We start from the raw sequence: 7,161 nt of genomic DNA, 5'->3' as shown, positions 1-7,161 counted from the left end.
CACGGCGCTTCCGGTGCCGTCGGGGTGAGCGTGTTGCAGCAGGCAGCGCTTCGCGGCATCCGCGTGATCGGCACCGCGAGTGCCGGGCGATTCGATGTCGTCCGTCAGTTCGGCGGGATCCCTGTGGCCTACGGATCGGGCCTCGCGGATCGCGTCAGAGACGCTGCGGGTGCCGCCGGAATCTCGGCTGCGCTCGATGCGGTCGGCACGGACGAAGCCGTCGACGTATCACTCGAGCTGGTCGCCGACCGGGGGCGCATCGTGACGATCGCGGCGATGCACAGGGCGGCATCCGACGGCATCCGGGTGATCGCCGGTTCGATGCCGGACAGCGCTCGGTTCCGAGACGAGGTGCGAGGTGAGCTGATCGCTCTCGCCCAGAATGGAGATCTCGTGGTTCCCGTGGCGAAGACGTTCGCGTTGGAAGACGCCCCCGCGGCGCTCGCGGTTCTCGCTGAGGGGCATCCCGGCGGCAAGCTCGCCCTGATCCCGTCGGACTAGTCGATCTCGCGCAGCGCCGAGGCGACGATCACGACGCCGTCGCCGTACTCCGCATCGACAGCGTCCTGCAACGAGCCGTCGTCCCACACGACCTGCACCCAGACGTACCCGCGCTCGGTCCAGAGGCTGAGCGCCTCGCGTCCCAACGACGTCGACATCTCGTCCTGCACCCGAGTCAGATCGGCCTCGGAACTCGTGCCGTCGACACCGCCCGTCGGATCCTCCGGCCGGATGGGATCGTAGAGCGCGAGCATGATCGGAGGGTCGGTGACGGTGTAACGCTCGCCGTCGAACGTCCCGTAGACGGCGTAGGCGCCCCAGGTGGTCTCGCCGCTGGTCTCGCTGCCCTCGACCCCGTTCCACGTCCAGCCCTCGAGCGGGATCCCCGCGCACTGCGGTGGGTACGACTCGGCCACCGCGCCGAGGCACAGCTGCGTCTCGCCCGACACGTCCAGCACCGTGCCGGTGCCGATCACTCTTCCCTCGGGCGGTGTGACATCGGCGGCATCCCACGACGGAGAGGCCGAGCTCGTCGGCGCAGGGGACGAGCCCGGTCCGGTCGAACACGCGGTGAGCCCCAGCACGCCCGCGAGGGCGGCTGCGGCGAGAAGCATGCGGCTGTGCGATGTGCTCATACCCGACAGTGTCGCGGGTCGTCGGATCGTCTCACGGGTCGGTCCGAAGCCGATCGGCATCCCTGCTACCATGGCCGCATGCCTTTCGGCGGTCTGCTTCTTCTTAGCTGCCGCGACGAGTCCTAAAGCCAGGGCCTTCCTCGTCGCGGCGCTTGTGTTGGCCCGTTCACATTTCTGACGAAGAGAAGAAGCCCCATCATGCAGAACACTCAGCGCCCGTCCGGGATGCCGATCCACAAGTATCGGCCGTACCACGAGCAGATCACCGTCAACCTGCCTGACCGCACCTGGCCGGACGCTCGCATCAGCGAGGCGCCGAGATGGTGTGCGGTCGATCTTCGCGACGGCAACCAGGCGCTCATCGATCCGATGTCGCCCGAACGCAAGCGCGTCATGTTCGAGCTGCTCGTCAGCATGGGCTACAAGGAGATCGAGGTCGGGTTCCCGTCGGCGAGCCAGACCGACTTCGACTTCGTCCGTCAGCTCATCGAAGAGAACCTGATTCCCGACGATGTCACGATCCAGGTCCTGACGCAGGCGCGCGAGCATCTGATCGCCCGCACCTACGAATCGATCGCGGGTGCGAAGCAGGCGATCGTGCACCTGTACAACTCGACGAGCGTGCTGCAGCGCGAGGTCGTGTTCCGCACCGACAAGCAGGGCATCATCGACATCGCACTCGAGGGCGCGCGCCTGTGCCGTCAGTACGAGAAGACGATCCCCGACACCCAGGTCTACTACGAGTACTCGCCCGAGAGCTACACGGGCACCGAGCTCGAGTTCGCGGTCGACGTCTGCAACCAGGTCATCGAGATCTTCGAGCCCACCCCCGCCCGCAAGGTCATCCGCAACCTGCCGGCGACCGTCGAGATGGCCTCGCCCAACGTCTACGCCGACTCGATCGAGTGGATGAGCCGCAACCTCGCCCACCGTGAGAACGTCATCCTGTCGCTGCACCCGCACAACGACCGCGGCACGGCGATCGCCGCTGCCGAGCTCGGCTACATGGCCGGTGCCGACCGCATCGAGGGCTGCCTGTTCGGCAACGGCGAGCGCACGGGAAACGTCGACATCGTGGCACTGGGCATCAACCTCTTCACGCAGGGCATCGACCCGCAGATCGACTTCAGCGACATCGATCAGGTCAAGCGCACCGTCGAGTACTGCAACCAGCTGCCGGTGCCCGAGCGCAGCCCGTGGGCCGGCGACCTGGTCTTCACGGCGTTCAGCGGATCGCACCAGGACGCGATCAAGAAGGGCTTCGAGGCGATGGCCGTCCGTGCCGAGGCCGAAGGCGTCACTGTCGATGACATCGAGTGGGCCGTTCCCTACTTGCCGGTCGACCCGAAGGATCTCGGCCGTTCGTACGAGGCCGTCATCCGAGTCAACTCGCAGTCGGGCAAGGGCGGCGTCGCGTACCTGCTGAAGGCCGATCACGCGATCGACCTGCCACGCAAGCTGCAGATCGAGTTCTCGGGTGTCGTCCAGACCAAGACCGACGCTGAGGGCGGCGAGGTCACGAGCGAGCAGATCTGGTCGATCTTCAACGACGAGTACCTGCCCGCCGCCGACACCGAGGCCAAGTGGGGCCGGTTCGAGCTGCTCTCGACCCAGACCCGCAGCGACATGTCGGGTGACGTCGTGCTCGATGTGACGCTGCGCGATGACGACCAGCAGGTCGCCGTCGCCGGCAACGGCAACGGCCCGATCGCCGCGTTCATCGAGGTCCTGCGCGGTCAGGGCTTCGACATCACGCTCTATGACTACGTCGAGCACGCTCTCAGCGCCGGTGGCGACGCGCAGGCCGCGGCCTACGTCGAGCTGCAGGTCGGCGACCAGCGCCTGTGGGGCGTCGGCATCGACGGCGACATCTCGACCGCATCCCTCAAGGCGATCGTCTCGGGCGTCAACCGCTCGATCCGCACCCGCCAGCTGGAGCTCGCGGCGGTCTGACCCCGTCGAGACGAACGCCCCACCCGATGCTGTGCATCGGGTGGGGCGTTCTCGTCGAGGGCGAACGTCGCCGTCACTCGGCGCTGGGCCTCACGACCTGGATCACACCGGTCTCGGCGGCGACCTTGCGGCGGTAGAGGCGTCGCTGCTCGGGAAGGGAGACGTCGAAGCTGACGGCGAGCACGCGGATGACGGCGGTCACGACGATTCCGAGGATCGCCGCGAGGGTGATCGACATCCCGAGGGCGTTGGCGGTCGCGATGAAGACGCATCCGGCCCCGGCGGCGACCGCATAGAGCGAGCCGACATGCATGATCGACGTCGGCAGTCCCATCAGCATGTCGCGCAGCACACCGCCTCCGACGGCAGCGCAGACGCCGATGAACACGGCGGGCACCGGCGGGATTCCGAGCGCGAGCGCCTTGCTCGTGCCGAACGCTCCGAACATGCCGATGACGACGGCGTCGAGGACGACGATCACGGTGTTCAGTCGATTGAAGAGACCGGCCAGCAGCATCCCGAGCAGGGAGGCGCCGGTGGCGGTGAGCAGGTACCAGTTGCTCTGCAGCGTCGCGGGCGTCTGGCCGAGCAGGATGTCGCGGATGAGCCCACCGCCCATGCCGATCATGATCCCGATGATCGCGACGCCGAGCCAGTCGAGGCGGCGCTGGCCTTGGAATCCCGAGGCGAACATCGCGCCCTGCACTCCGCCGAGGCCGACGCCGAGCAGGTCCGCCCAGAGCGGAATGATGAAGAGCGGTTCGGTCACCCCTCTATTCTCCCGCACGGAGGATAATCGAAGGGTGCCCACCTACCGAGACGAAGCGGTGATCCTGCGCACCCACAAGCTGGGTGAGGCGGATCGCATCGTCACGATGCTGTCGCGGCGGCACGGAAAGATCCGAGCCGTCGCGAAGGGCGTCCGTCGCACTTCTTCGAAGTTCGGTTCGCGTCTCGAGCCGTTCATGGTCGCCGATGTGCAGCTGTACCAGGGCCGCACCCTCGACATCGTGCAGCAGGCGGAGTCGCTCGGCTCGTACGGATCCGACATCGCGGCGCACTACGACCGCTTCACCTCGGCCAACGCGATGGTCGAGACGGCCGACCGGCTCAGCGACTCCGAGGCGACCCCCGAGCAGTACCTGCTGCTCGTCGGTGGTCTGCGTGCGCTGTCGCGTGGCGAGCACTCTCCCCGCAGCATCCTCGACTCCTACCTTCTGCGCGTCATGGCGCTCTCGGGCTGGGCGCCTTCCCTCGGCGACTGCGCGCGGTGCGCGGCACCCGGACCGCATGTGCACTTCGTCGGACAGCTGGGTGGAGCGGTGTGCGCGAACTGCGCACCGGCGGGCAGTCCGAAGGTCGCCGAGAAGACTCTGTCGCTCCTGCGATCGCTCATGTCAGGCGAGTGGGACGCGATCGATGCCGCACCCCACGCCGACAACGCCGCAGCCTCCGGCCTCGTGGCCGCCTATGCCCAATGGCACCTGGAACGCGGCATCCGCTCGCTCGCGCACCTCGTCGCCGACATCCCCCGAGAAGGAGCACGGTGAGTCCCAAGCCCTACACGCACAAGGATGCCGTGGCCTATCGCCCGCTCGACTGGACGGGCGTCCACCCGCCGACGTTCCCTGCGGTGCCGGAGCATGTCGCGATCGTGATGGACGGCAACGGTCGCTGGGCGAATCGTCGCGGCCTCAACCGCATCGAAGGGCACAAGGCGGGGGAGGAGGTGCTCCTCGACGTGGTCGCCGGCGCTATTCAGGCCGGGGTGAAGCACCTCTCGGTCTACGCGTTCTCGACCGAGAACTGGGCGCGGTCCCCGGAAGAGGTCCGTTTCCTCATGGGATACAACCGCGACGTGCTGCACCGGCGACGCGACCAGCTGAACGAGTGGGGCGTGCGGGTGCGGTGGGCCGGTCGCAAGCCGCGTCTCTGGGGCAGCGTCATCAAGGAACTGCAGTACGCCGAGCAGCTCACCCGAGACAACGACGTGCTCACGCTGACGATGTGCGTCAACTACGGCGGCCGCATCGAGCTCGTCGATGCCATGCGCTCGATCGCCGCCGATGTCGCGGCGGGCCGCGTCAAGCCGAACGCGATCAGCGAGAAGATGATCCGTCGCAACCTCTACGTGCCGGACATGCCGGATGTCGACCTGTTCGTGCGCAGCTCGGGTGAGCAGCGCACATCGAACTTCCTGCTGTGGCAGGCGGCGTACGCCGAGATGGTGTTCCTCGACACCCTCTGGCCCGACTTCTCCCGAGAAGAGCTGTGGCGTGCGATCGGCGTCTACCTGTCGCGCGACCGCCGCTTCGGCGGAGCGATCGACACGCCTGACGCGCCTGCCTGAACACGCAGCCACCGCTCGGTCTCGCGCGGGTGCCGAAAGCGCACGATGGTCAGGTGCGGGTGGTCGCGCGTCACGTCGGGCATGCGCTCGGTCCACTTGTGCAGTGTCTTGGTCTGCCAGGCGACGATGTTCTCTTCAGGATCCCCGGAGAACATCCGCCAGATCGGCTTCTCGACGTTGTCGTTCCACATCCGGGTGCGCAGGATGCTGCGCCCGATCGTGCGGCGCAGCAGGCGTGTGCGAACCACCCGGTAGGGGTAGTCGAGCCAGATCACGAGCTGCGCGCGCGGTGCGAGTATCTCGTCGGTGCCCTTGCTGGTGTACTGCCACTCGGTGACCCAGCGATCGTCCGCAGCGAAGGCGCGCACATCGTCGATGAAGGTCGGTCGCGGCGTCCAGTTCTCACCATGGAACAATCCGTCGATCTCGACGTGCCGGAGGTTCCACAGTGCAGCGATCCGACGCGCCAACGTCGTCTTCCCCGAACCCGTGACTCCGGCGACGAGCACTCTCTCGGGGCTGAGCGGCAGCGGATCGACGGCGGAGAGCATCTGAGAATCCTAACGACGGAATAGCCCATAGGTGCATACGGTTGGATGTCAATGTGACTGAAGCCATCTCGATCGACATCTGGTCCGACATCGCCTGCCCCTGGTGCTACATCGGCAAGCGCAACCTCGAGAAGGGACTCGAAGCCGTAGCCTCCGACGACGACGCCCCTCAGGTGAACATCACCTTCCACTCGTTCGAGCTGTCACCCGACACTCCCGTCGACTTCGACGGAGACGAGATCGACTTCCTCTCGGGCCACAAGGGGATGCCGCGCGAGCAGGTCGAGCAGATGCTCGCCAACGTCACGGGTGTCGCCGAGAACGCAGGACTCGCGTACCGATTCGATCTTCTTCAGCACACGAACACCGTGAAGGCGCACGAGCTGCTGCACTTCGCGAAGGAGCAGGGTGTGCAGCACGAGATGGAGGAGCGGCTCATGTCCGCGTACTTCACCGAGGGCAAGCACGTCGGCCGCATCGACGATCTCGTCGAGCTCGCCGTCGAGGTCGGACTCAACCCTGACGACACCCGCGACGCACTCGTGTCATCGCGGCACCTCGCAGACGTCCGCCAGGATCAGGCGCAGGCCCAGGCCTACGGCATCCAGGGCGTGCCGTTCTTCGTGATCGACGGCCAGTACGGCATCAGCGGCGCCCAGCCGCCGGCGGCGTTCGAGAACGTCCTCCGCGACCTCTGGGCCAAGCGTGGCGAGGCCGAGCCGGAGACGGAAGCCGAAGCCGCCGCCGTCTAGCGGGTCAGCGCTGCTTCGATCGCGCCGACGATCTCGGGGTCGTTCGGCTTCTGCTTCGGGCGGAACCGGACGACCTCTCCGTCGGGCAGCACGAGGAATTTCTCGAAGTTCCACTCGACCCGACCGGCCTTGCCACCCGCATCCGGGGTCTCCTTCAGCGACTTGTAGAGGTCGGTCGCGTTCTTGCCGTTGACCTTCACCTTGTCGTTGATGGGGAAGGTGACACCGTACGTGGTCGAGCAGAACTCGAGGATCTTGTCGACAGACCCCGGCTCCTGGCCGAAGAACTGGTTGCAGGGGAAGCCGACGACGCTGAACCCGCGGTCGCCGTACAGCCGCTGCAGCTCTTCGAGCTGCTCGTACTGCGGGGTGAGGCCGCACTTCGAGGCGACGTTGACCACGAGCACCACTTCGGCACC

The 7,161-nt window shown here is 66.8% G+C and carries 9 protein-coding genes; 5 read left to right on the top strand and 4 right to left on the bottom strand.

The window, feature by feature from the left end:
* Window positions 1-501 (top strand): zinc-binding dehydrogenase (locus J7E68_RS14710; RefSeq protein ID WP_215173792.1); only part of this gene is annotated, 501 nt, incomplete at its 5' end.
* Here the strand turns inward: J7E68_RS14710 and J7E68_RS14705 are convergent.
* A complete protein-coding gene (locus J7E68_RS14705) occupies window positions 498-1,136 on the bottom strand; it encodes a hypothetical protein (RefSeq protein ID WP_251049025.1) in 639 nt (212 codons plus the stop codon). The two genes, J7E68_RS14710 and J7E68_RS14705, sit on opposite strands and share 4 nt — an antisense overlap.
* Window positions 1,137-1,334: 198 nt before the next feature.
* Between J7E68_RS14705 and leuA the strand changes: the two genes are divergently transcribed.
* On the top strand, window positions 1,335-3,089 hold the full coding sequence (gene leuA, locus J7E68_RS14700) for a 2-isopropylmalate synthase (RefSeq protein WP_215173787.1): 1,755 nt from the start codon (window positions 1,335-1,337) through the stop codon (window positions 3,087-3,089).
* Between the two features lie 73 nt (window positions 3,090-3,162).
* Here the strand turns inward: leuA and J7E68_RS14695 are convergent, their stop codons facing one another.
* On the bottom strand, window positions 3,163-3,858 hold the full coding sequence (locus tag J7E68_RS14695) for a TRIC cation channel family protein (RefSeq protein WP_215173785.1): 696 nt from the start codon (window positions 3,856-3,858) through the stop codon (window positions 3,163-3,165).
* A 34-nt stretch (window positions 3,859-3,892) separates the two neighbouring features.
* Here J7E68_RS14695 and recO point away from each other — a divergent pair, with 34 nt between their 5' ends.
* Both recO and J7E68_RS14685 read left to right on the top strand, forming a co-directional pair.
* On the top strand, window positions 3,893-4,639 hold the full coding sequence (gene recO / locus J7E68_RS14690; RefSeq protein ID WP_215173783.1) for a DNA repair protein RecO: 747 nt from the start codon (window positions 3,893-3,895) through the stop codon (window positions 4,637-4,639).
* The gene (locus J7E68_RS14685) at window positions 4,636-5,439 is read left to right on the top strand and encodes an isoprenyl transferase (protein WP_215173781.1); all 804 of its coding nucleotides are present in this window, start codon (window positions 4,636-4,638) and stop codon (window positions 5,437-5,439) included. The genes recO and J7E68_RS14685 overlap by 4 nt, the downstream gene beginning before the upstream one ends.
* On the opposite strand, the gene J7E68_RS14680 is transcribed toward J7E68_RS14685, so the two are convergent.
* The gene (locus tag J7E68_RS14680; protein WP_215173779.1) at window positions 5,379-5,990 is read right to left on the bottom strand and encodes an AAA family ATPase; all 612 of its coding nucleotides are present in this window, start codon (window positions 5,988-5,990) and stop codon (window positions 5,379-5,381) included. The genes J7E68_RS14685 and J7E68_RS14680 overlap by 61 nt on opposite strands.
* Before the next feature lie 53 nt (window positions 5,991-6,043).
* On the opposite strand from J7E68_RS14680, the gene J7E68_RS14675 reads away from it, so the two are divergent.
* The gene (locus tag J7E68_RS14675; RefSeq protein WP_215173777.1) at window positions 6,044-6,742 is read left to right on the top strand and encodes a DsbA family protein; all 699 of its coding nucleotides are present in this window, start codon (window positions 6,044-6,046) and stop codon (window positions 6,740-6,742) included.
* Here the strand turns inward: J7E68_RS14675 and J7E68_RS14670 are convergent.
* Window positions 6,739-7,161: glutathione peroxidase (locus J7E68_RS14670; protein ID WP_215173775.1), on the bottom strand; the 423-nt coding region annotated here is incomplete at its 5' end. The two genes, J7E68_RS14675 and J7E68_RS14670, sit on opposite strands and share 4 nt — an antisense overlap.

The sequence above is a fragment of the Microbacterium sp. ISL-103 genome (genome assembly GCF_018613995.1).
Lineage (GTDB): Bacteria > Actinomycetota > Actinomycetes > Actinomycetales > Microbacteriaceae > Microbacterium.
The sequence above is the reverse complement of the archived record's forward strand: the minus strand, read 5'-3'. Positions and strand labels throughout refer to the sequence as shown.

Coding starts and splice junctions, on each gene's coding strand:
- J7E68_RS14705 (WP_251049025.1), bottom strand. CDS start 1,136: ATGAGCACATCGCACAGCCGCATGCTTCTCGCCGCAGCCGCCCTCGCG.
- leuA (WP_215173787.1), top strand. CDS start 1,335: ATGCAGAACACTCAGCGCCCGTCCGGGATGCCGATCCACAAGTATCGG.
- J7E68_RS14680 (WP_215173779.1), bottom strand. CDS start 5,990: ATGCTCTCCGCCGTCGATCCGCTGCCGCTCAGCCCCGAGAGAGTGCTC.